Origin of the sequence: Paenibacillus methanolicus, from assembly GCF_008124765.1 — a bacterium.
Classification (GTDB): domain Bacteria; phylum Bacillota; class Bacilli; order Paenibacillales; family Paenibacillaceae; genus Paenibacillus_Z; species Paenibacillus_Z methanolicus.
Genome location: NZ_VNHS01000004.1, coordinates 170,758 through 192,322 on the forward strand (window position 1 = coordinate 170,758; position 21,565 = coordinate 192,322).

A 21,565-nucleotide genomic window follows, 5' to 3' on the forward strand; every position below is an offset into this window, starting at 1 on the left:
AAAATGATCGGGCGAGGCGGGAGGGCGCAACCAAGCGTGCTGCTCCTGCGCCAGATCCTTGCGTTTTCGCCCGGGGGAAGGGAGATTGTACGAATTGGCACGGTCGCGCGGCAGACATTCGATCTATAACCGGCTGTTTCTGCTTTTTCTCTCCTGCATGATGACGCTCATCGTCATCGTCAGCGTGCTCTATTATCGCAAAACATCCGACATCATTCATACCAAGATCAGCGACATGGCCGAGAAAAACATCTCCCAGACCGTTGGTCTTTTTGATCTTCTGCTGGAAGGCTATGACAGCGTCACGAAATCGCTCAACAGCAACTACGAGCTGCTTCGCTTGCTGGAAGAGCGCGAGAAGGTGACGGACCCGGTGCTCAGCGTAATCAATGAGCGATCGATCACCAATATATTGGGCGCGGTCTATTACTCCCGGGACGACATCGTCGGCATTCACATCATTACCAGCTCCGGCAAACTGTACAACTATGAGAAACGGTATGCCGGCGTATTCGATCTCAATTACAAGCAGACGGATTGGTACGCGCAGCTGCAGGCGTCGACCGGCGAGATGGTATGGCTGGGCTTGTACAACGGCTCGGTCATCAACAGTCTGCAGGAAGAGCGAGTGTTCGTCTTCGGCCGCGCGCTGTACGATCTGACGACCTACAAGAAAATCGGCATTATGTTCATCGAGACGAATCCGAAGCCGATTCTCGCCGCGCTCTCCAACGTCACGATCAGCCCGAACAGCCAGGTGTACATCGTCGACCGGCAGGACCGCATCATCGCCTCCACCGGCAGCGAAGAGGCGGCTATGCCGTCGTTCAGCGGACTGCCGAGGCCCGCGCAGAAGGAAGTCGTCGTCGACGATGGAACCGACCAGCTGATCGTCTCGGCCAAGGCGGCGCTGGCGGACTGGACGGTGTTCGGCCTGACGCCGAAGGCGGATATCGGTTCGGAGCTCAAGGATACGCGCCAGTACTTACTCGTCGTCATCGCCGTGTTGATCGGACTCTCGATCGCGATCGCTTCGCTCGTCTCGCGGACGATCGCATCGCCGCTCAAACTGCTCATTCGCGAGATGAAGCAGGTGGAGCTCGGGAATTTCAAGGGCGGCGTGAACGTGAAGTCGTTCGATGAAATCAATTCGCTGGTCGCCTCCTTCAACCGGATGGTGCACCGCATGGATGAGCTGATCGAGGGCATTACGCTCGCTTCGATCAGCGAGAAGAACGCGGAGCTGCAGGCGCTGCAATCCCAGGTCAATCCGCATTTTCTGTACAACACGCTCGACATGATCTACTGGATGCTGGATGAACGGGAGAACGACCGGCTCGGCCGCGTCATTCTGGCGCTCTCCCACATGTTCCGCTACAGCAGCGACTGGCAGGAGGCATCCCGAACGACGTTGCGCCAAGAGCTCGATCAGATGCGTCATTACATGACGATCATCGAGAGCCGGCTGGAGGGACGCGTGTCGACCGAAATTCAGATCGAGGACCGCTGGCTGGATGCCGTCATGCCCAAGATGACGCTGCAGCCGATCATCGAGAATGCGGTCAAGAGCGGGCTCGAGCCGCTCGGACGCCCTGGTAGGCTGCGCGTCTACACCGAAGTAGACGCGGGCGAGCTGCGGATCGTCATCGAGGACGATGGCGTCGGCATGGATGAGCAGACGCTTGCCTTCCTGCAGCAATCGCTGCTCGGCGGGCGGGTCGCGCGCGCGGCCGGCGAAGGGCAGGCGGATACGCGGGCACCGGCGTTGGCAATGACGAACGGCGGACGCGAAGCCGCGGCAGGTATCGCGGATACGGGCGCGACCGGACTGGCGACTGCCGGCGGGGGCATGCAACCGGGCGCGGCGCAGCGGCGCAAGGGCATCGGGCTGCCTAACGTGCACCGGCGGATTGCCATTATGTACGGGGACCAATACGGTCTGCGAATCGATAGCAAACGAGGCGAGGGGACGACGGTTATCGTCGTGATGCCGCTTCCTTAGCGGATTGGTTTGCGTACCCAATCGGAAGATTGGGCATGCAGCATTCCGCGATAAGAAATACAAGATGACTTATATGCGTGAAACATATAACGCTTGTATTTGAAGAAAGGTGGTTCTACTCGATGGATATTCTCATTGTCGATGACGAAACGGTCATTCGCGAAGGCATCATGCGCACGCTGCATAACCGGTTTCCCGAGCATACGCTCCACTTGGCCGCGAACCCGGAAGAAGCGGCGGCGCTGCTGCGTCGGCACCGCATTCATATCGTGCTGACCGATATTCTCATGCCCGGGATGACGGGGCTCGAGCTGATGAATCTCTCCGGCAAGCTGTACCCGCATATCAAGTGGGTCGTGATATCCGCCTATTCGGAGTTCGCCTATGCGCAGGAAGCGGTGCGGCTCGGGGCCAAAGATTATTTACTGAAGCCGATCGGCAAAGAAGTGCTTGCCGCGATGATCGAGAAGCTGACCGCCGAGGTGGCGGCCGAGACGGAGCAGACCGAGGAGGCCGAGCAGCTGCGGCGCAGCCAGAAGTTCCTGCGGGAGGCCGTCTTTCATCGCTGGGCATCGGGACTTGATATCGGCGGGATCGACATGAGTTCGTTCATGGAGAGCCATCCGCATTTTCAGCTGGTGCTGATCAAGATGGAGAGCGACAAAATCGTGCACCTGGAGCATTTCATTATTGAGAACGTGCTGGGTGAGCTGATCGGCAAATACGGCACCGGCTTCGTGACGACCTTCGACGGCAAGAGCCTGCTCGGTCTCGTGACGCCGCGGGAAGGGGAGCAGTTGAGCTCGCTCGTGGATGAGCTGCGCAGCCATCTCGGCCGTTATTTGAAGGTGCCGTTCCAGATCATGCATTCGGGCGTCATCGCGGACGTGCAGGACGTGCCCGCGGAGGTGCGCCGCATGCGCCAGGCGTCGTCGACCCAAGTGTACGAGCAGGTGGCCGGCGGCGGCGACCGCGCGATCGAGGTGGCGCTGCAATATATGAAGACGAACTACCATGCCGACCTGTCGCTCGAGAAGGTCGCGTCGGTCGTCTACTTGAATCCGGTCTACTTCAGCCAGCTATTCAAGCAGAAGACCGGAAGCGGCTTCAAGGAGTACGTGATCCAGCTGCGGCTGGAGCAGGCGAAGCAGCTGCTGCAGAATCCGAAGCTGAAGCTGGCGGAAGTGTGCGAGCGGATCGGCTACCATGACATGCGGCACTTCTCGCAGGTGTTCCGCAAGAAGTATGCGGTGACGCCGACGGAGTATCGACAGTCGTTCGCCCTGCAGGAGGCGGAGAAATAGCGGAATCGTGCGCGAACGAAAGCGGACGGCTGGCGCCGGGGGAATAACAGAACCGCATACGGACAATGGATCAGACCGCCGGAGCATGCATTCGGCGGTCTTTTTGGTATACGGAAAGCGGCGAAGAGCGCCCGACGCATCGGTTGCTCATGGCGGCGAAGGGCATCTGCGGAGAGGCGCTAACTCCGTACCGATCGCCATCGGCCGCGGGAACCGCGCGGGCAAGGGTGGTCTCTGGCCAACCGTGCCATAATCTTGCGGCCGCCATCATCTCGCCATCGGCGCTTCTTGGACTCCGAATGTCGACCGCGGTTGCGGAAAACGGGCAAATTGTCGATTTTCAACACGTTGTCCATTTTGCCCTGCTGTCGAATAAAACGATAAAATTTGGACAAGTTGACTCTCATCGTTAATAAATGGGTTAAGAAATGATAATAGCGTTTCCAAAGCCCGTATTTTGCCCGTCAAGTCCCTTAAATTAATCTACAAAAAAACATAAAAACTCTAAGACCGTTTTCGGCAGACTTTCCACTTGGCGTCATGTAAACTGTGAACCATGCTGTTGTGGACTGAACCAATTCGCACGCTGCAAATCCATAACCCGGGGGGACTTCGCTTGGACATGACAACGATCCTGGCACTGCTAGAAGCAGGCAAAACGCAAAAGGATATCGCCGAACAGTTAGGTATACCGGTCGGGAGGCTCCGGTATCAGCTAACCAACCACCGCAAATCGCAGGCAATCCGAACGCTTACGCCCGCGCCGCCGGAGGTAGACGATTATGCGTTGCTGGATGAGCGTTACGAACTGGATCACCTGATCGCGATGCCGCGGGATGCGGAGTCGCTGTACGTTTATTGGGAGCTGACGCCGGAGCTGATCCGCATGGTCGAGTCGCATTTCGGCTGCAGCTGGAGCGTGCTGCCGAAGCGGCTGCGCGTGTACGACGTGTCGTTCATTCATTTTAAAGGAGACAACTTCAATCGGTACTGGGATTTCGACGTGACCCAGGAGGCGAACAATTGGTTCGTCAACGGCGTGGCGCCGGCCTGCTCGTACGTGATCGATTACGGTACCATCGCGCTGGACGGACGCTTCATTACGCTGCTGCGCTCCAATTCGGTCCAGACGCCGCCGCGCGAAGAGCAGCGCGAGGGAGAATCGCGGTGGGTGCGGATGGAAGTATCGCAGGCGGCGGAGCCGCAAGCGGCTTGGCAGCCGTACTTCAACGGTTATTCGTTGTCGTCGGCCCAAGCCGATCTGGATTGACGCGCCGGCCGCTTCGCGATCCCGCATCTTCCGGCCTAATCAATATTCACGCATGACCGCGTACGTAACGAAGTTCGTTTCGCTTCCCGCGAACGTTTAATTAGGAGGGGTTCTGTTGGCCAAAGGGTATTTGTCTCTCGTCCTGCATGCGCATTTGCCTTTCGTTTATCATCCGGAGAGCGACAATTATATAGAAGAGCGCTGGCTGTTCGAAGCGATGACGGAAACGTATATTCCTTTGCTCGAGGCATTCGATCGCCTCGATCGGGATGGAGTGGACTTCCGCGTAACGATGTCGCTCACGCCAACCTTGCTGACCATGCTGGCCAAACCGCTGCTCCAGGAGCGGTACGTGCAACATCTGGATAATTTGATCGCGCTGTCCGCGGCCGAGTGCGAGCGGGTGCAAGGCGACGAAGCGATCCTGCCGCTCGCCGAGCGGTATGCCGCGCAATTCGTACATATGAAGCAATTGTTTACGCAAGCGTACGGCTGCAATCTGATTCGGGCCTTTGAGCGGTTCCAGGCGGCCGGTTACTTGGAGCTGATCACGTGCTCGGCCACGCACGCGTTCCTGCCTTACGTCCGGACGGAGCAGGCGCTCCGCGCGCAAATCGATAACGCGGTGCGCATCCATACGTCGAGCTTGGGCAGAGCGCCGCGAGGCATTTGGCTGCCGGAATGCGGATACGTCGAAGGGTTGGACCACATCCTGAAGGACTATGGGCTGGACTTCTTCATGACCGACACGCATCATGTGCTGCATGCCCGTCCGAAGCCGGAGTTCGGCGCTTACGGCCCGGTCGTCACGCCGCACGGCGTCGCCGCGTTCGCGCGGGATCAGGAGACGAGCCGCCAAGTGTGGAGCTCGCTCGAAGGGTATCCGGGCGACCATGATTACCGCGAATATTACCGGGATATCGGCTACGAGCTGGATGAGTCGTATCTGAAACCGTTCATGCATCCCTCCGGCGTGCGGTTGAACACGGGAATCAAATATTACCGGATTACGGGCGAGGGCCAGCCGAAAGAGCCATATAACCCCGAATGGGCCGCGGAGAAGGCCGCTCGGCACGCCGGCCACTTCATGTTCAATCGCGAGAAGCAAATCGAGCATCTGAGCGCGCATATGCCGCGCAAACCGCTCGTGATGGCGGCTTACGACGCCGAGCTGTTCGGACACTGGTGGCATGAGGGCCCGATGTGGATCGAGTATCTGTGCCGGAAGATCCACTATGACCAATCGACGTTCAAAATGATCACGCCGGTCGAATATTTGGCCGAATATCCGGAAAATCCGCAGGCGGAGCTGTCGTTCGCCAGCTGGGGTCGCGCAGGATTCGGCGAAGTGTGGCTCGGTCCAAGCAACGAGTGGATTTACCGCCATCTCCACCGGATGGAGGAGCAGATGATCGAGCTAGCCGACCGGTTCCCGGATGCAACGGGGCTTAAGCGAAAGGCGCTCAACCAGGCGGCCCGCGAGCTGATGCTGGCGCAGAGCAGCGACTGGGCGTTCATCATGGACGCCGGGACGATGGTGGATTACGCGCTGAAGCGGACCAAGAACCATATCGTTCGTTTCCGGAGATTGTATCGGGATCTGCTGCAGGGCGCGGCGGACGAGAATTGGCTCCGCGAGGTGGAAGCGCGCGATGCCATCAGTCCCGATCTCGACTACCGGATCTACCGCTCCAAGCAGCCGGCGGCGAAAGAAGGTACGGTGCTGCCGCGCCAGCTGGCCGGCAGACGTCGCGTCCTCATGCTCTCCTGGGAGTTCCCGCCGATGATCGTGGGCGGCTTGTCCCGCCACGTGTTCGATTTGTCGCGCAAGCTGGCGGAGCAGCAAGTGGAGGTGCACGTCGTGACCTCGCATGTGGAGGGGTATCCGGCGTACGAGGTTAACTTAGGCGTCCATGTCCATCGGATAGCCGCGTATCAGCGGAAGAACGTCTCGTTCATGGAGTGGGTATTCCAGTTGAACTTGGCGATGGCTTCGTACGCGAGCGACCTGATCGCGAATTACGGCCCGTTCGATCTAATCCATGCGCACGATTGGATCGTCGGCGAGGCGGCCAAGACGCTGAAGCAGCGCCACGGGCTGCCGCTCGTCGCGACGATTCATGCGACCGAGCACGGCCGCAACCACGGCCTGCACAATGAGCTGCAGCATCGGATTCACGCGCTGGAATGGCAGCTGACGTACGAGGCATGGCGCGTCATCGTGTGCAGCGACTATATGCGCGACGAGGTCATCCGGCTGTTCCAGCTACCGGCGGACAAAGTCGACATGATTCCGAACGGCGTCGAGACCGCCGCGGTCGTCCGCGTCGAGCATAACGCGGCGGATATTCACGCGCGTTACGCGCTGCCGCATGAGCGTATCGTGCTGTTCATCGGGCGTCTCGTCCGGGAGAAAGGCGTGCACGTGCTGATCGAAAGCGCGGAGCAAGTGCTCGCGGGCTGCCCGAACGCGAAGTTCGTCATCGCCGGCCAAGGGCCGATGCAGGAGCAGCTGCGGCATCTGGCCGATCCGCTTATCGCGAAGGGCAAGCTGGAGTTCGTCGGCTATGCCAACGACCAAATGCGCAACGAGCTGCTGCGCGTCGCGTCCGCGGCGGTATTCCCAAGCTTGTACGAACCGTTCGGCATCGTGGCGCTGGAGGCGATGGCCTCGGGCACGCCGGTCATCGTCTCCGGGACGGGCGGCTTCCAGGAGATCATCCAGCATGGCGTGGACGGGTTTACCGTCCTGCCGGGCGACGCTCCGTCGCTCGCCTCGCATATCGTCAAAATGCTAGAGTTCGAGGATATGGCCAAGGCGATGGCGAGGAAAGCCTCGCATAAAGTGGCGACCCGATACAACTGGGATCGGATCGGGACGTTGACCACGGACGTCTACGATCGGGTCGCGGGGCCGCCGGCCGACGCGCTGCCGTTCGACGGCTTGGCCGCGGCCGCGACGGGAACCGGACAGTAGCGGGAAGTCTATCTTCTACGCATGCGTATGCGCAAGCAGGACGTTGCCGAGACGATCGGCGCCAAGCGTGCGACCTGCGGCTGCATAGGTTGGAACTCGCATGCGGTTTTGCTTACGCGGGTCGCGCGCAAAATGGGCGCCGGCGCACGCGGTACGGGCGTCATGCGGGGAGCAGCCCTCTTTCGTCTCGATAAGGAAAGCCATCAACGCCGCGCGCCGCGCGGCGTTGATGGCTTTTTCGGCATGCGCGCTCGGGCATGGCCGAACAGGCCGGGCGCCTTAGGCGGATGTCCGGCGGGGACGAGCGCGTCCGCCCGGCACGGCGCCCTGAAAGCGCACCCTTTCCGAACATAGCGCATAGTCTATAAAAACGGATCAGCGAACCGTTTGTTTCTGCTAGATTCGGGCCACACTGGATAACAGAGAGATGAACTCTAATCGGGTCGTTTTTTACTACTTGGAGGAGGGATCGGTTATGTTGTCCGAAAGTTACCGAGTGCTGGAACAGCTGCGTTTGCCGCATGGCTTGTATGTGGCGAGTCCGTCGAACGACTACAAATATGTGTGGATCCGCGACTGCGTGTATATGGCGCTGCCTTATCTCGATAAACCGACCAAGGAATACGAGCACACGTATTACAGGCTGCTCGATTTGTTCCGGGAGTACGAATGGAAGTTGGATATCCTGTGCAAGCAGAAGCCGCAATGGGAATGGGAGTACTTGCACGCCCGCTATTCTTATGAGGACGTACGGGAAATTCACGAGGAATGGGGCCATATCCAGCATGACATGATCGGCGCGTTCCTGTTCGGCATGGGCCAAGGGGCGGAGCGCGGGAAGAAGATGCTTCGGGACAAGAAGGACCGGGAGATCGTGCAGAAGCTCGTGTACTATATCTGCAACGTGGAGTATTGGCATGATGCGGATAACGGCATGTGGGAGGAGTGGCGCGAGGTGCACGCGTCCTCGGTCGGCGCTTGCGTCGCCGGCTTGAAAGCGGTGGACCGGATGGTGCACGTGCCGGACGAAGCGATTCAGGCGGGGCTGCAAACGTTGATGCGGCTGTTCCCGCGCGAAAGCCATGACAAGCCGGCAGACTTGGCGCAGCTGAGCCTCGTGTATCCTTACCGGGTGTTCACGGGCGTGCTGGGCGAGACGATCGTGCGCAACGTCGAGAAGCGATTGCTCCGGGAGCGGGGCGTTATCCGGTACGAAGGCGACTCTTATTATAGCACCCTGGAGCAGGAGTACGGCCGGGGCAACCCGCTTTCGTTCTACTATGGGACGGAAGCGGAGTGGACGTTCGGTCTGCCGTGGCTGGCGTTGTGCCACCGGGAGCTGGGCAATATGCCGGAGGCGGCCGATTACGTGCGCCGTACGGAAGCGGTCATGCTGGAGCCGGGCAAGCTGCCGGAGCTGTACTACAGCGGCACGGCGGAGCCGAATCCGAATACGCCGCTCGGCTGGAGCTGCGCGATGTATATCTTGGCCAAGGAAGCGCTCAAGGATTCCGCGCGGGCGCTTCGCGGGTTGGCTTAATTGTAGTCGTAGACGTACTATCGCATGCTGCAAAAAGGCGGGGTGCTCCACTGGGAGCATCCCGTTTCTTGCCTCGGACCGGTTGGCGAACGCGATCATCGTCGCGCGTCCGATGCCGCCGCCGGAGATGATCGCCGTCTCGCCCAGTAGTTTGCTGCTGCCTTTATACGAAAGATTCTCGACGATCGGACGCGGGTTCATTACGTATTCTAACCCAGGTTGCTTGTTTTGATGCTGGGGAGAAAGGCGATGGGCTGCTCGATCACGGTTTCTGGGCTAGTAACTAGGGTATTCAACGAGGCTGCAGGCGTGACGCTGAACGACAAAGAAACCCGCGCCGGAGGGCGCGGGTTTCTTCTCGTGCAGGAATCGTGTTGATTGTTATACACCGGTAACGCGGATCGTTTTCGTAACGCTGCCATACGTGACGGTGACGTCGAACACGTCGTCCACGTTGATGTTGGTAACGGCCGCGGACGTTGTACCGTTGTTCGCGATCGTGACGGTGCCGGATACCGGCGTGATCGTAAGCTTCGCCGTCGCGGTCGTGCCATCGCCGAAGGCGACGATGCCCGTGTTAGGCACGACGAAGGATTTGCCGTATTGATCGGTAACGACCACGTTTGGTGTCGAAGAAGTGGCGGTGAAGAGGCTTGCCACGTTGAACGTGGTGCTGTTCGTGTGGTTAATGCTCGTAATCTCCGAAGCCGTTGTCGAGTTGCTGCCGACGAATTTGATCGACGAGACTTTAGGCGCAACTTTGGAGAAGGTAACCGACTCCGTAAGCTGTTGGCCCGTGCTTGCGATCGTGACCGTAATCGGTACGGTCGTTTCGGTCTTGTCGGTACCGTAAGTCAGCGCGGAGGCAACGTCGAGCGTGCCGTCGGCAACGTCGGTATCGATATCCGAGTTGGTCGGCGCCGAAATCGTGTAATCCGTCGTGTTGGTCAGCAGCACTTTGCCGCCGTCGCTCAGGACGCCATAGACTTTGACGGTATTATCGTAGTTAGCGTGATCCGTATTACCGGCGCCGTCTTCATCATAGACCGTACCGATTTTGTCGACCGAGTAAGAAGCGTACTCGGTGCCGTCCGTCACGCGGATTGTGACGTCGGCGGAGCTTCCGTTCACCAACGTGTCGCCGTCGTACAGGGAAAGCGTCAGCTTTTCGCTGCCGTTCGCGCCGCCGGCCGTGATTCTGGTCGTAGTCGCGCTAGTCAGGTTGAAGGAATTAGCGGCAAGCGATCCGCCTGCGCCAGCCGCGCCTTTCAGAGACGCCGTGCTGCCTACTGTCAGGGACACGTTCGTGCCTGTTGTTTCCGTGACGACGATACGTTTTCCTGTGCCTGCCCCGACCGTGTAGTTCAATGCCGCGTTGACGGCCGAGTCGCTCATGACGCGGCCATATTGGTCTTCAAGGACCAGATCCGTATATGCCAACGTCTTATTCGTGCCTTGCAGCATGGCCGTCGCGAAGTCGCTATCTACGCCGCGCACCACGTTAGGCGTTGCCGCCGCCTTGGCCGTAAGCGTAAGCGTCTTGACTTGGTTATTCGGCGTAACCGCGATAATCGTGTTGGCGCCTGAGCTAATGGCGGCATCCGGAACTTCCAGCTGCGTGATGCCGTCCTTCGTAACAATTTTGAGCGCCGTGGAACCGATTTTCGCGTTGACGCCTTTGGTCGCGTTGTTAAGCGTGGCCAGCGACGTGATCGCCGTACCGTTCTTATCCAGCACTTCAATCGGGATATAGTTGGTCTCGCCGTCTACGAATAGATCAGGCGTGATCAGGTTCACCGTCTCTGCACGGGTTGCCGTAGCTACGGTAACGGCATGAGTCGCCGATTTGCCCGTAGCGGTCGAGATCAGATTCACTTGGTTCGTACCGATGCCCACAAAAGGCGCGATGCCGTTGGCATTGCTCAGCTTAATCGCCGTACGGTCGACGCCGTCGACGGTAACGGTCGTGAAATTACCATTATTGTGCGCTACCGCTGCGGTAGGCACGGCCGCGATCGTCTGATTGGACGCGTTGATGACGATGTCGGCATTCAGTCTGGATGTGGACGTGATCGGGTTGCCGTATTGGTCCTTCACGTCAACAAGCAGGTAGAACGCGTCCGTGGTCAGGTTCACGTCCTCGTCGAGCGTCTTTTTATCTTTGTTGTACACGCCAGCCGCGATGGAAATCTCCGACGCTTTGGCCACGCTGCCGACCTTCAAGGTTTCGACCGCGGATACGCCCGTTTCACCATGGACAAGCGTGACCGGTACGCTATCGTCGACCTTCAATGCCGGGTTGGCGTAAGTGATGACGCCTCTGGAAGCGTCGATCGCGCTTGCGCCGAAGTTGGACGTGAGGGTCGTCGCCTTCGTAATGTTCTCGCCATATTGGTTGGACACTTTATAGGCGATTTCAATGCCATCAGGCGTACCGTCAAAGGCTGCATCATATTGCGGAGCCGTCTTGCTCAAATATTCGATCTTCGTGACTTTCTCGTTCGCCGCCGTGAACGTCGACGTGACTTCTTTTGCCCCTACGCCGCCGACGACAACCGTGTACTCGCCTTCTGTCAGTTTGCTGCTGAGTTCCAGCGTCACGGTCGTCTTATCGTCGGAGAACGTTTTAGCCGAGACGTTCTGCGAGAGCGATCCCTTCTTGACGGTGAACGTCGCCGTCGCCGTATCGATCGCTTTGTTGAATTTGACCTGGATTTTCTTCGCGCCGGCTGCCGTAGCCGCGACTTCCGCCGCTTGCGGGGCCGTTACCGTCGCGCTGCCTTTGACGGCATCTTTCGTCACCGTCACGGTGTACGAAGCGCCGCTCGTCAGCGAGTCCGTCGTCACGACGGCCGACTTCTTGTCGTCGCTCAGCTTCACGTTCGTCACTTTGACGTCTTTGCCGTCTTTGTCTTTGACGGTCACATCGGTCGCCGCGAACGCGTCGACCGCCGTCGTGAAGGACAGCGTGATCGTGTTCGTGCTCGAAGCTTCCGCTTTGAACGCCGTATTCTTAATCGTGTTCGCCGCTTCGGTCAGCTTATCCGCGTTCGTCACATAACGGTCGACCACGACCGCAACCTGCTCGCGCGTAGCGGCGCCTTTGCCGTTGAACGTCGAATCGTTGATGCCTGTCAGGAGGCCGTTGTTCACGGCGAACGCAACCGAATCCCGGGCGAAGGACGAGATTGCATCTTTATCCGCAAACTTCAGCGTGTCGCCTTGACCTTTGATATCGTCGGCCGTCAGTCCCAGCGAACGAACGAGAATCGTCGCCAGCTGCTCGCGCGTCACTTGGCCGGTCGGGCCGAAGGAGCCATCGCCCGTACCCGTAATCAAGCCTTTGGCAACCGCGGTTTCGATGTATTTGTAAGCCCAGTGCGTTTTTGGCACATCCTTGAACGTCGGCGTATCCGGGTTGACCAGGTCCGCGTCCTTCACGAGCGCCTTGACGATCATCGACGTGAACGCGTCGCGCGTCATCGAACCTTTCGGGTTGAACGCGCCGGTCTCGTCGCCTTGGATCGTGCCGGACTCGACGAGCCGGACGATCGCTTCCTTCGCGAAGCCGGAGGCTTTGTCGATATCCTTCGGACCTGCCGCAGCCGCTTGCGCCGCGCCGCCGGCAAGCGGAATCGTACCGAGAACGACACCGCCGAGAACGACTTTGGCCACGGTAACCTTCAGGTTCGGGTATTTTTTCTTGACGTAGTTGATGATGCTGGCCTTGGTCTCGCTGTCCGGGCCGCCTTTGCCGAGCTCTTCCGCGAACTCGGTTTGATCATCCGCTAGGTAAATGATGACCTCGTAGCCACCATTCCTCGATTTCTTCAGTTCGTCGCGCAAAATATTCAAAGCAGGTCCCTCCTGTATTCTGAATGTCCGCCCACGATTACTGTTTCCAGCGAACGAGAGAACCATTCGGGAAAAGACGCAATCGCAAACGAAATTTTAACGCGGCAGGCCGATGACGGGCGGAGCTCGGCGAATTACTTCTCCTGCGTTCCCCCTGCATGTCCATCTCCCGCCTACTATATCTCCCCGCGCGGGGCATCCGAACGAGCATGCGATTAAAAAGCGGACGAGTCCGAACATAGCTTTCGCCATTTTGGGAAAAAGTAGGAAAGATTAGAAGAACGCTCGCGTCATGCCGCAGCCGTTCAATCAGGAAGGGGGGATCCGAGTGCCGGGCAGCGACAAGCAGCCGCCGATTCCGCTGGATGCTTCATTAGACGCCAACCTGATCGCGATCCGCGCGGCCGTCAGCGGCAGCGCGGACATCATCATCCGCGAGTTCCGCGCCGGCGCATCGGCCTCGGCTAAGGCGGCGCTGATCTACGTGGAGGGGCTGTGCGACTCCGCGACCATCGAAGACCATATCTTGAGACCGCTGCTTCGCGCGGACGATCAGGCGGCCGACTTCGCGCGGGAACTTCCGCAGTACGCAAGATCGCATATCCTGACGGTCGGCGAAATCAAGGAGGTCGGCGACCAAGCCGCCTTGTTCGAATCCTTCCTCTCGGGCGCGTCCGTGCTGCTGTTCGACGGATTCGCGCAAGCGCTCGCCCTCGACACGCGGGGCTGGGAACAGCGCGGCATCGAGGAGCCGTCTACGCAGATGGTGCTGCGCGGACCGAAAGAAGGCTTCACGGAGACGCTGAAGACGAACATCGGCCTGCTAAGGCGGAAAATCAAAACGACGCAGCTTCGATCCGAACGGATGACGATCGGGCGGCTATCCCGGACGGATGTGGCGATTATGTACGTGGAAGGGACTGCAGATCCGTCCGTGCTCAGCGAGCTTCGCGTTCGATTGTCTCGCATCGACATCGATACGATTCTCGAGTCCGGTAACATCGAGGAGTTCATTCAAGACGACCGGATGACCTATTTCCCGACCGTCTTTAATACGGAGCGGCCGGATGTCGCGGCGGCGGGGCTAGCGGAAGGCCGGGTGGCCATTCTGGTGGACGGGACGCCTTTCGTGCTGCTTGTGCCCGCCTTGCTCACGCAGTTCCTGCAATCGCCGGACGACTATTACCAACGGGCGGACATTGCCTCGATCTTGCGGCTGCTGCGGCTTACCGCGTTCTTCATCGCGTTGCTGGCGCCGTCGGTCTTTATCGCGATTACTTCCTTTCATCAAGAAATGCTGCCGAGCACGCTGCTCATCAGCATCGCGGCCTCCCGGACCGGCGTGCCATTCCCGGTCTTCGTCGAAGCGATGGTAATGGAGATGACCTTTGAGCTGCTGCGCGAAGCGGGGCTGCGGATGCCGAAAGCCGTCGGCCAGGCGATCTCGATCGTCGGCGCGCTCGTGCTCGGGGAAGCCGCGGTTCAGGCGGGGCTCGTATCGCCGGGCATGGTCATCGTCGTCTCGCTGACCGCGATCACGACATTCGCGATCCCCTACACGAGTTTGGCGACCCCGATCCGCATTTTGCGGTTTTTAATGATGGGACTTGCGGCGATGTTTGGGTTGTACGGCATTTTCATCGGCGTTACGTATCTGATTATTCATTTGAATACGCTCAGCTCATTCGGGGTGCCTTACCTAAAGCCTTACGCGCCGTTCGTCCTGAATGACCAGAAGGACGGGGTCATCCTGCGGGTGCCGATATGGAAGATGGTGCTTCGGCCCTTCTCCATCCCCGTGCGTAACCGGACCCGCCAGCGATCGCCGCAATCGCAAGGAGAGGAGTGAACCGGCATGAGGCGAATCGCTGTAAGGTTGGCCGCCGTTGTCATCGCGTGCGCGCTGCTGGCCGGCTGCTGGGACCGACACGAGTTGAATGATCTCGGGATCGTCTCGGCAATCGGCTTCGATAAGAAAGGCGACAAAATTCAGGTCACAGTACAAATTCTCGATCCCAGCGAATTGGCGGGGAGCGCTGGCAAAGCCAGCGGGTCGGCAGCAGTTGTTGCCTATGAAGAGATCGGCGTATCGGTGGATGACGCGATAGGACGTCTAACCGTGAAGGCGCCGTATCCGCTCTACCTGTCACATACGCGTATGGTCATTATCGGGGAAGAGATGGCCCGGAAAGACGGTGTCGGTAAAGTAATGGACTATTTGTCGCGGGAGCGGCAGATGCGGACCGACTTCTTCATTATCTTGGCGAAGAAGGCGAAGGCGAGCGAGGTGCTTGGCATCTTTACGCCCATTACGAAGATTCCCGGGAACAAAATGTATACCTCGCTCGAAACGAGCGCCAAGGAATGGGCGCCGGTAAAAGGCGTGCATTTGGTCGAACTGATCAACGATCTGGTGACGCCGGGCAAACAGCTAGCCTTGACCGGCATCCGAATCGAAGGGGACCGGAAGAAGGGGTCGACGCCGACGAACATCGCGAACATCCGCCCCGCCGCCAAGCTGATGTATATCGGACTGGGTGTGTTTCGCGGCGACAAGCTGGTCGGTTGGCTGAACGAGGAAGAGAGCAAGGGGTATAAGTATATTCAAGGCGAGGTGGTGCGTTCGGTCGGCTTCGTTGAATGCGGGCCGAACGAGTATACGGTGTTCAAAATTATCCGGGCCGAGACCAAACGTGCTCTGCGCATGAAAGACGACAAGCCGTTCGTCACGATCCATCTCCGCATTGAGGCGGACGTAAACGAGCAAACGTGCGATCTTGACCTGAGTAAGCCGGAGACGATCGATAAGCTGCAGAAAATGGCCGAGAAGAAGACGGTAGACATCTTGACGAGCACCGTGCGCAAAGCCCAAGAGATACGCTCCGACTTCGTCGGGTTCGGCAATCTGGTTGAACGCAAAGCCCCGCGGTACTGGAGGAAGCATGAGTCGCAATGGGCGGATATCTTCCCTGAACTTGAATTCGAGGTGAAAGTCTCGTTCAACATCCGGCGCGTGGGCACGAAGATACGGTCATTTCTGCAGGAGAAGGAGGAATAAGGCATGTGGGGAATCGTGGCGACGATGGCGGCCGGGCTCGTATTCGCCGGCTTCGAGCTGCCGAGGCTGAAGCGGGCGCAGCTGCATAAGGAACGGCTCGTGTTTCTGGCGGCGCTCGGACTGGCCGTGACGCTGAACGTGCTCCATGCGTTGCGGATTCCGCTGCCGAGTCCCTTTAAGCTGATTGAGGCGATCTACGGACCGATAGGCAAGGCGTTCTTTGCGGTATTCAAATAAGGTGAGGGGAGAATGGGGATGCTGGAGCGCGGCCAAATAAACCAAATCCAATTGTTTGCGCTCGTCATGCTGTTTACGCTGGGCGATACGCTGCTCGTCGTACCGGGTTACACGGCGATGATCGCGGGGCGCGACGGCTGGCTTTCCGGCATGCTATCCGTCTCGATGGGGATGGGCGTACTGCTGCTGTATGCGGCGCTGCAGCGGCGTAATCCGGCACGGACGCTCGTGCAAATCTGCCAGTCGCGGCTTGGCCGATGGGCCGGGAGCATAGCGGCGAGCATCTATGTGTTCGGCTTTCTGCTCCTCTTGTCGGCCAGCATGGTGCGGGTACTGACGGATTTTATGTCCACGCAGATTATGCCCAATACGCCGGTACAGGTGATCGCGCTGCTCTTTCTGGTGCTGGTCGTGCGAGCCGCGCGGGGCGGCATCGAGACGATCGCGCGCACGGCGGAGATATCGGCGCCGTGGGTGATGTTGCTGCTCGGCCTGCTGGTTATGTTCGTCATTCCCGAGAGTCATATCGATCGGATCCAGCCGTTCTTGTATAACGGGGTGAAGCCGGTGATCGCGGGCTCGCTCACGTTCCTCGCTTACGGTTTCATCGAGACGGGCTCGTTCCTTATGATCTTCCCTTTCGTTCGGGGGGGCGAACGGGGCCTTCGAAAGCCGCTGCTGCTCGGCGGCGCGGCTGGCGGAACGCTGTTGGTAGCCATCATTTTCTTCTGCCTGACCGTCTTCGGTCCGGGGATTACGGCAAGCAGTACGTATCCCAGCTATATGCTGGCCAAAAAGATAGAGATCGGCGAGTTTCTCCAGCGGATCGAGGCGATTATGGCCATCGCGTGGCTGTTTACGATTTTTTTTAAGCTCACGCTCTCCTTCTACGGCATATGTTTGGGCGCCGCCCAAATGTTCAAGCTGAGCGACTACAAGTTATTTACCTTCCCGCTTGCACTGCTCCTCCTCGTCATGAGCGATCTGCTCGCCCCGAACATCATTGCGATTAATAATAGCGCGCAACATTACCCGTGGTTTGATATGACAATCGTGGTGGGGGGGACGCTCCTGCTCCTTGCGGTCGGCTGGCTTAAGGACAAGCGGGGAGCGGTCGGCGGGCCGCAGAGTATTCATGCGGAGGGCGAACGGGCATCGGATGCGGCGAAGGAGGTGCCGAGTGGAGAAGACGCAGATCGGTAATTTGCAATTTATCGTGATCGCGTGCCTCTTCACGATCGGCGACTCGATCCTCTTCATCCCTTCGCTCGTGGCGACGGCGGCGGGGAAGGATGCTTGGCTCGCCGGCTTGTTCGCGCTGATCTCGGGAATGGGGCTGCTCTTATTCTATACGGTGCTGCAGCGTCGCTACCCCCGGCAGACGATATTGGCGCTTTGCGACCAGCTGCTCGGGCGTTACGTCGGGCGGGCTGTTTCCGCGGCCTTTGTGTTCGTGTTCTTGCTGCTGGTCGCGTCCACGCTGCTGCGCGAAGTGGGCGATTTCATGGCGACGCAAATTTTGCCCAATACGCCCGTGCAGTTCATCGAAATGTTATTCATGCTCATCGTGGTCCGGGCGGTGCGCGGCGGTGCCGAGACGATCGGGAGAACGGCCCAAATCGTCGCGCCTTGGGTTCTTCTTCTGCTTGTCCTGCTGGTGCTGTTCGTGATCCCAGGCAGCCGAATATCCATGATCGAGCCTGTTCTCTACAACGGGGTGAAGCCGGTGATCAGCGGAGGATTGCAGATGATCGCGGTGCCCTATATGGAAATCGCGTCGATGATGATCCTGTTCCCGCTCGTCCGCAATGATCGCCGGGTTCGGCTGAATTTCGTGATCGGGGGCGCACTCGGAGGGGTAATCCTTGCGCTGGTCATTTTTTTCTGCTTAGCCAATTTCGGCGCCCTCATTATCCGGGACAGCGTCTACCCCACCTACTTGCTGGCCAAAAAAATCGAGCTCGGCGAGTTTTTGCAGCGGATCGAAGCGATTATGGCCATTGCCTGGATGTTTTCCCTCTTCGTCAAAATGGCCGTCTGCTTCTATGGCACCTGCGTCGGCGCGGCGCATGTGCTGGGCTTGCGGGATTATCGCTTGTTTACCTTCCCGCTTGCGCTGCTGCTGCTGCCGCTAGCCGACATGCTCGCGCCCAATATTATCGCGTACTTCCGGATCGCAGAATACTACCCGTTCTTCGCGGGCACCTTCGCGGTCGCGCTGCCGCTAGCGCTGCTGGCGGCGGGCAAGGTGCGGGGCGGACGGGGAAGAAGGCGTGAAGCTCGCGTCGCGAAGCAAAAGTAAAATGAACAAAGCCCGCTAGACCACGGCGGCCAAACGGGCTTGTTCAATGGGTGTTGAAAGGTTTACTTATAACGGTTGATGAACGATACCGCTCGGTGAATATCCGAGGCGGGATCGTCGCCGACTTCCCGTTCGATCGTGAGATAGCCGGTATAGCCGATGGCTTGGAGCGCCGCGAAATACCCATCGAAATCGACGTCTCCTTCGCCGAGCGGAAGCTCGATGAAATCGAGGCCGCCGGCAGCCATCTCCGCGATTTTCTCGTGGCTCATCGCGTCGTAGCCGAGGTAGCCGTATACTTTGCGAGGATCGACTTCGCGCAGGCGACGTCCGTCCTTCACGTGCGTGTGGACGATGTAATCCTTGAGCGTATGGACGCCCTTCACGGGATCGTCGCCGGTCACCATGACGAAATTCGCGGGGTCGAAATTGACCGACACGCCCTTGGTGCTGAGCGTATCGAGGAAACGCTTCAGATGCGCGGCGGGCTCGGGACCGGTCTCGATGGCGAAATACGCGCCGAGGCTCGTCGCGTAACGGCCGAGCTCCTCGCAGGCTTCGTGCATGGCGGCGTAGATCGGGCCGTTCTCGTCGTCCGGCACGATGCCGATGTGGGTCGTTACGATAGTCGTGCCGAGGTCGAGCGCCAAGTCGAGAATGCGCTTGGACTTCTCCACCTTGGCGGGATTGACGGATGCATCCTGGAAGCCGTGACCGGCCAGATCGCCGCACAAGGCGCTGATCGCAAGGCCCTGGCCTTCGACGCAGCGACGCAGCTCCGCGCGCTGGGCCGCATCCAGATTGGCGGGGTCCATTTCGCCGGATACGGCGTAAATTTGCACCCCGTCCGCGCCGACGTCCTTAGCCTTGAGCAAGCCTTCGCGAACGCCGATGCCGAAGCTGTCGACGATGACGCCGATGGGATTAGTCAGTTTCATAATGCCGTGCCTCCTTCTGCAAATTCGTGCCTTCTCCTGGCGGCCCGCATTCGGTACAATGGGAAAGACATGCCCGAAAAGGGAGGCCGCCCGTATATACTGCAACTATAGCATGGCGTTCCTTAGCGGGTGAATGTACAGGGTAACAAAGCGCATGGACCATATATTCAGTCCGCGGCGCTAGGCGAGAAATGGGGAATCGGAATGAAACGCATAAGATGGGCGATGACGCTGATCGTCGTCGCGGCGATTTTGCTCGGGGGCTGTTCGGGCGGAGGGACGGAAGGATCGCCGGAAGCGGCGGCGTATTTGGAAAGCAAGGGCTATCAGAACGTGCGGCAGGAAGGACGTGTCGTTCGGTACGTCATTAACGGCCGTCTACTGTCGAAGTCGCCGACCATGGAGCAGTGGGGACTCCAGGACGCGGATCCGTCCGCTTACTTCGGACAGACGATCGCGATCGAACGCTACGTCGCGACGGGAAGTCCGGTCGGCGAGGGCGAAGTGAGCGTATCCGTGTTCATGTCCGGGGATAAGCCGCTCGGTGGCTTCGTGAATGTTCCCGGCGGGGACGAAGTCGGCTACTCGCTGGACGGCAAGACGTTGGAAGAAGTGTCGGGCAAGCCTTATGAGGCATGGAAGCAGGATTGGCTTGCGAAGTATGGCGGGTAAAAGCTCGGCGGCGATGATCGTTCTGCATCGCGCGCCGCTTGGCCGCTCGTCGCGGGCAAACGGCGCTCGTTCGTATCGGTCGGCAGGCAATGCTGTACGCCGTACTCGACCGATCGCCATTTCCCCCTTGCGGCGCGCGTGGAAGCATACTATACTGGGAATAATTAAAGCGTATTAACTTTTGTGAGGATATGAGATGCGACACCGATATTCAGACGGGAACATGGTCTGATAACAGAAATAATAGGAGGAATCGGGGCATCGCCCGTTTTTATTTATTCCAAAAGTTAAAGCGTTTTAACTTTTGGTTGTGGTTTGCGGCGCATGACGAGCACGATTCGCGCCTTCGGACAAGAACGGCATTCGGGAGGAAATTACGTGAAAGTAAGCATATTCGACGTCGCCAGACGTTCCGGCCTCTCGGTCGTGACCGTCTCGAGGGTCATTAATAACGCGGAATCGGTCCGGCCGAAGAACCGCGAGAAGGTGCTGCAGGCGATGCGGGAGCTGGACTACCAGCCGAACGCGGCCGCGCGCAGCCTGGCCAGGGGCAAGACCGGCATCATCGGGCTGACGCTCACGACGTTGTACGATTCCGTATTCGACGTCATCGTGAAGGAGATCAACGACCGGCTGGCGGAGCATGGCTACTTCCTGGCGATCTCCGTCACCCAGGAGAAGGAAGAGGGAGCGCACGGCGCGATCTTCCAGGAGGACCGGGTGGACGGGGTCATCCTGCTCTCGCCGGTGCGGGAGAACGAGTTCGTGCTGGAGCTGAAGAAGAAGGGCATTCCGTTCGTCATGCTCGACAATCAGCACCGCAATCCGTCGGTCACCTCGGTCGTGGTGGACAATTTCAAGGGCGGCTACGAGGCGACCAAGCATCTGGTCGACCTTGGCCACAAGGAGATCGCGCATATAAGCGGCACGGAGCTGTTCCTCAGCAGCCGGGAACGAGAGCGGGGTTTCCTGTTCGCGATGGAAGAGGCGGGCCTGACGCCGATGGCGGTCGAACGCGGTCGGTTCGAGGTCGCGTCGGGGTACGAGATCGCCTCCAAGTGGCTGGAAGACGGCAAGCTGCCTTCGGCCGTCTTCGCTTCTGACGACCACATCGCCCTCGGCGTGATGGACGCGCTGAAGAATAGCGGGGTGCGCATTCCGCAGGACGTCTCCATCGTCGGCTACGACGACCAGCTGCTGGCGTCGCAATTCCGGCCGAAGCTGACGACGGTCCGCCAGCCCGCGCGGCTAATCGGACGCCACGGCGTGGAGCTGCTGCTGGATGCCATCAACGGCGAGACGAAGAAGAACGTCACGCTGCAGCTGGAGCCGCAGCTCATCGTGCGGGATTCGACCGCTCGCAAGGAATAAGGCGCCGCGACAAGCGCGGCGGTATACCAAGACAAGGAG

At 59.1% G+C, this 21,565-nt stretch carries 14 protein-coding genes; 12 read left to right on the plus strand and 2 right to left on the minus strand.

The annotated features are described in order from the left end of the window. Positions 1-85: 85 nt before the first annotated feature. From BCM02_RS12380 to BCM02_RS12400, 5 genes are all read left to right on the plus strand, one after another. On the plus strand, positions 86-2,002 hold the full coding sequence (locus BCM02_RS12380) for a sensor histidine kinase (protein ID WP_246183348.1): 1,917 nt from the start codon (positions 86-88) through the stop codon (positions 2,000-2,002). A gap of 122 nt (positions 2,003-2,124) precedes the next feature. Then, the gene (locus BCM02_RS12385) at positions 2,125-3,306 is read left to right on the plus strand and encodes a response regulator (RefSeq protein ID WP_148929409.1); all 1,182 of its coding nucleotides are present in this window, start codon (positions 2,125-2,127) and stop codon (positions 3,304-3,306) included. 622 nt (positions 3,307-3,928) lie between these two features. Beyond that, positions 3,929-4,576, plus strand: coding sequence for a DUF4912 domain-containing protein (locus tag BCM02_RS12390; RefSeq protein ID WP_246183366.1), 648 nt, complete (start codon positions 3,929-3,931; stop codon positions 4,574-4,576). A gap of 115 nt (positions 4,577-4,691) precedes the next feature. After that, positions 4,692-7,553 (plus strand): 1,4-alpha-glucan branching protein domain-containing protein, encoded by a 2,862-nt coding sequence (locus tag BCM02_RS12395; protein ID WP_148929411.1) that lies wholly within the window; start codon positions 4,692-4,694, stop codon positions 7,551-7,553. Between the two features lie 475 nt (positions 7,554-8,028). Beyond that, positions 8,029-9,093, plus strand: coding sequence for a glycoside hydrolase family 15 protein (locus tag BCM02_RS12400; RefSeq protein WP_148929412.1), 1,065 nt, complete (start codon positions 8,029-8,031; stop codon positions 9,091-9,093). A gap of 381 nt (positions 9,094-9,474) precedes the next feature. Here the strand turns inward: BCM02_RS12400 and BCM02_RS12410 are convergent, their stop codons facing one another. Continuing rightward, a complete protein-coding gene (locus tag BCM02_RS12410; RefSeq protein ID WP_187434177.1) occupies positions 9,475-12,948 on the minus strand; it encodes an S-layer homology domain-containing protein in 3,474 nt (1,157 codons plus the stop codon). 292 nt (positions 12,949-13,240) lie between these two features. Here BCM02_RS12410 and BCM02_RS12415 point away from each other — a divergent pair, with 292 nt between their 5' ends. From BCM02_RS12415 to BCM02_RS12435, 5 genes are read left to right on the plus strand one after another with little or no spacing between them, the layout of a single operon-like run. Next, a complete protein-coding gene (locus tag BCM02_RS12415; RefSeq protein ID WP_148929414.1) occupies positions 13,241-14,797 on the plus strand; it encodes a spore germination protein in 1,557 nt (518 codons plus the stop codon). 6 nt (positions 14,798-14,803) lie between these two features. Further along, complete coding sequence (locus BCM02_RS12420; protein WP_148929415.1) at positions 14,804-16,006, plus strand: Ger(x)C family spore germination protein; 1,203 nt, start codon at positions 14,804-14,806, stop codon at positions 16,004-16,006. Positions 16,007-16,009: 3 nt separating this feature from the next. After that, positions 16,010-16,243: a hypothetical protein gene (locus tag BCM02_RS12425; RefSeq protein WP_148929416.1), complete on the plus strand. Its 234-nt coding sequence runs from the start codon at positions 16,010-16,012 to the stop codon at positions 16,241-16,243. 12 nt (positions 16,244-16,255) lie between these two features. Further along, a complete protein-coding gene (locus tag BCM02_RS12430; RefSeq protein WP_148929417.1) occupies positions 16,256-17,446 on the plus strand; it encodes a GerAB/ArcD/ProY family transporter in 1,191 nt (396 codons plus the stop codon). Beyond that, complete coding sequence (locus BCM02_RS12435; protein WP_187434178.1) at positions 17,424-18,545, plus strand: GerAB/ArcD/ProY family transporter; 1,122 nt, start codon at positions 17,424-17,426, stop codon at positions 18,543-18,545. Before BCM02_RS12430 ends, BCM02_RS12435 begins: the two co-directional genes overlap by 23 nt. Before the next feature lie 62 nt (positions 18,546-18,607). On the opposite strand, the gene BCM02_RS12440 is transcribed toward BCM02_RS12435, so the two are convergent. After that, complete coding sequence (locus BCM02_RS12440; RefSeq protein ID WP_148929419.1) at positions 18,608-19,483, minus strand: sugar phosphate isomerase/epimerase family protein; 876 nt, start codon at positions 19,481-19,483, stop codon at positions 18,608-18,610. Positions 19,484-19,687: 204 nt separating this feature from the next. Here BCM02_RS12440 and BCM02_RS12445 point away from each other — a divergent pair, with 204 nt between their 5' ends. Together BCM02_RS12445 and BCM02_RS12450 are read left to right on the plus strand one after the other, a co-directional pair. Beyond that, entirely contained in the window at positions 19,688-20,155 is a 468-nt protein-coding gene (locus tag BCM02_RS12445; protein ID WP_148929420.1) for a hypothetical protein, read from the plus strand. A gap of 378 nt (positions 20,156-20,533) precedes the next feature. Then, positions 20,534-21,526, plus strand: a complete 993-nt coding sequence (locus tag BCM02_RS12450; RefSeq protein WP_148929421.1) for a LacI family DNA-binding transcriptional regulator — start codon at positions 20,534-20,536, stop codon at positions 21,524-21,526. The last annotated feature ends 39 nt before the right edge of the window (positions 21,527-21,565 follow it).

Bases quoted from the DNA above. Each gene is read 5' to 3' on its own strand.
- BCM02_RS12390 (WP_246183366.1), top strand. From the start codon at position 3,929: ATGACAACGATCCTGGCACTGCTAGAAGCAGGCAAAACGCAAAAGGAT.
- BCM02_RS12420 (WP_148929415.1), top strand. From the start codon at position 14,804: ATGAGGCGAATCGCTGTAAGGTTGGCCGCCGTTGTCATCGCGTGCGCG.
- BCM02_RS12430 (WP_148929417.1), top strand. From the start codon at position 16,256: ATGGGGATGCTGGAGCGCGGCCAAATAAACCAAATCCAATTGTTTGCG.
- BCM02_RS12400 (WP_148929412.1), top strand. From the start codon at position 8,029: ATGTTGTCCGAAAGTTACCGAGTGCTGGAACAGCTGCGTTTGCCGCAT.
- BCM02_RS12425 (WP_148929416.1), top strand. From the start codon at position 16,010: ATGTGGGGAATCGTGGCGACGATGGCGGCCGGGCTCGTATTCGCCGGC.
- BCM02_RS12415 (WP_148929414.1), top strand. From the start codon at position 13,241: ATGCCGCAGCCGTTCAATCAGGAAGGGGGGATCCGAGTGCCGGGCAGC.
- BCM02_RS12445 (WP_148929420.1), top strand. From the start codon at position 19,688: ATGAAACGCATAAGATGGGCGATGACGCTGATCGTCGTCGCGGCGATT.
- BCM02_RS12385 (WP_148929409.1), top strand. From the start codon at position 2,125: ATGGATATTCTCATTGTCGATGACGAAACGGTCATTCGCGAAGGCATC.
- BCM02_RS12440 (WP_148929419.1), bottom strand. From the start codon at position 19,483: ATGAAACTGACTAATCCCATCGGCGTCATCGTCGACAGCTTCGGCATC.